Genomic DNA, 1,692 nt, shown 5'->3' on the forward strand with positions numbered 1-1,692 from the left:
GTCTTCGTCGAGGTCGGCGCCTGGGATGCGCGCGCTCATCTTCCCCCAAAGCCCCGGCGAGCGTCCGCAGGAGACCGTCAACCGCGAAAGTAGAGAACACGCGTACCAATGTCGGCGTGTGCGATGTCTCCACGCTGGGCAAGATCGACGTGCAGGGCGCCGACGCCGGCACCTTCCTCGACCGGGTCTACATCAACGGCTTCGGCAAGCTCACCGTGGGCAAGGCTCGTTACGGACTCATGCTGCGCGAAGATGGTTTCGCCATGGACGACGGCACCACCGCACGCCTCGCCGACGACCACTATTACATGACCACGACCACGGCGAACGCGCTCAAGGTGAGCCAGCATCTGGAATATTGCCAGCAGGTGCTGTGGCCCGAGCTCGACGTGCAAACCGTGTCAGTCACGGAGCAATGGGCGCAATACGCCGTCGCCGGTCCCGAGTCGCGCAAGGTCGTCGAAGCGCTGCTCGATCCGGGCCAGGATATTTCCAACGAAGCCTTCCCCTATATGGCCTGCGGTGAGTTCACGTTCTGCGGCTGCGTGAAGGGGCGGCTGTTCCGGCTGTCATTCTCCGGCGAGCTCGCCTTTGAGGTGGCCGTGCCGGCGCGCTACGGCGATGCCATGATCCGCGCGATTATCGAGGCGGGTGCGCCGCACGGCATCGCGCCTTACGGCACCGAGCCGCTTGGCGTCATGCGCATCGAAAAGGGCCATGCCGCGGGACCTGAGCTCAACGGCCAGACCACTGCGCACGATCTTGGGCTCGGCCGCATGGCGTCGACGAAGAAGGACTTTATAGGCCGCTTCATGGGCGAGCGCGAAGCGCTCACCGAAGCCGAGCGCGCGTCGCTCGTGGGCCTGAAGCCGCTCGATAGGGCGGCGCGCATTCCTGCCGGTGCGCATCTCGTGCCGAGGGAAGCGGATGTCGTAGCCGCCAACGATCAGGCTACGTCACCTCCATGGCCTACTCGCCGGAGCTCGGAACATGGATTGCGCTTGCCATGCTGTCCAATGGTCCGGAGCGCCACGGCGAGGTGGTGAAGGTCTGCGATCCGTTGCGCAACACCGAGATGCTGGCCGAGGTCTGCGGACCGTGCTTCGTCGATCCGGAAGGGGGGCGCCTCCGTGTCTAAGCTCGCCTCTCTTTCCGCTTTTCATGGCATCGCCAAGCCTGGCCGATACGGCAAGGCGGACGGCGGCGCTGGCGTGACCGTGATCGAGCGCACCGATCTCGGTCTCGCCTCCGTCGAAACGCGCAAAGGCCAGGTCGAGGCTTTGAAGGCGGCCGTGCGCGAGGCCTATGGCCTGGACCTGCCCGAGGGCTCGACCGTGGCCCACGGCAAGAACGTGAGCTTCATTGGCACGGGTCCGGGGCAGTGGCTCGCCGTCTCCGCGACGCTTCAGAACGAAGCGCTGGCCGAGGCTCTTGCCGGCAAGCTGAAGGGGCTTGCGTCGGTCTCCGATCAGAGCAGCGGACGGGCCGTGGTGCGTTTGGGCGGGCCACGCGTTCGCGACGTGCTCGCCAAGGGATTGGCCATCGACCTCGACCCGCGCGTCTTTCCGGCTGGAGGCGCCGCCACCAGTACCCTTTCGCATATGGGTGTGCTCGTGTGGCGAGAGGGCGACGAGCAAGCCTACGACATCGCCTTGTTCCGCAGCGTGGCCGCGAGCTTCTGGCGCTGGCTCG

General features: G+C 66.0%; 2 protein-coding genes and 1 pseudogene. All 3 read left to right on the forward strand.

Annotated elements, in window-relative coordinates; translation table 11 throughout:
- Nucleotides 1-116: 116 nt before the first annotated feature.
- Nucleotides 117-734 (forward strand): annotated as a pseudogene (locus AUC71_RS22815) (sarcosine oxidase subunit alpha); the annotation flags it as partial.
- Between the two features lie 230 nt (nucleotides 735-964).
- Nucleotides 965-1,138: a glycine cleavage T C-terminal barrel domain-containing protein gene (locus tag AUC71_RS22400; RefSeq protein ID WP_342021856.1), complete on the forward strand. Its 174-nt coding sequence runs from the start codon at nucleotides 965-967 to the stop codon at nucleotides 1,136-1,138.
- On the forward strand, nucleotides 1,131-1,692 hold a 562-nt coding region (locus tag AUC71_RS12955; protein ID WP_069624594.1), incomplete at its 3' end, for a sarcosine oxidase subunit gamma. The genes AUC71_RS22400 and AUC71_RS12955, both read left to right, overlap by 8 nt.

This window comes from Methyloceanibacter marginalis, from assembly GCF_001723295.1.
In the GTDB taxonomy this organism is placed as follows: domain Bacteria; phylum Pseudomonadota; class Alphaproteobacteria; order Rhizobiales; family Methyloligellaceae; genus Methyloceanibacter; species Methyloceanibacter marginalis.

What these genes read in the sequence shown, in the direction of transcription:
- AUC71_RS22400 (WP_342021856.1), top strand. Translation starts at nt 965, where the DNA reads ATGGCCTACTCGCCGGAGCTCGGAACATGGATTGCGCTTGCCATGCTG.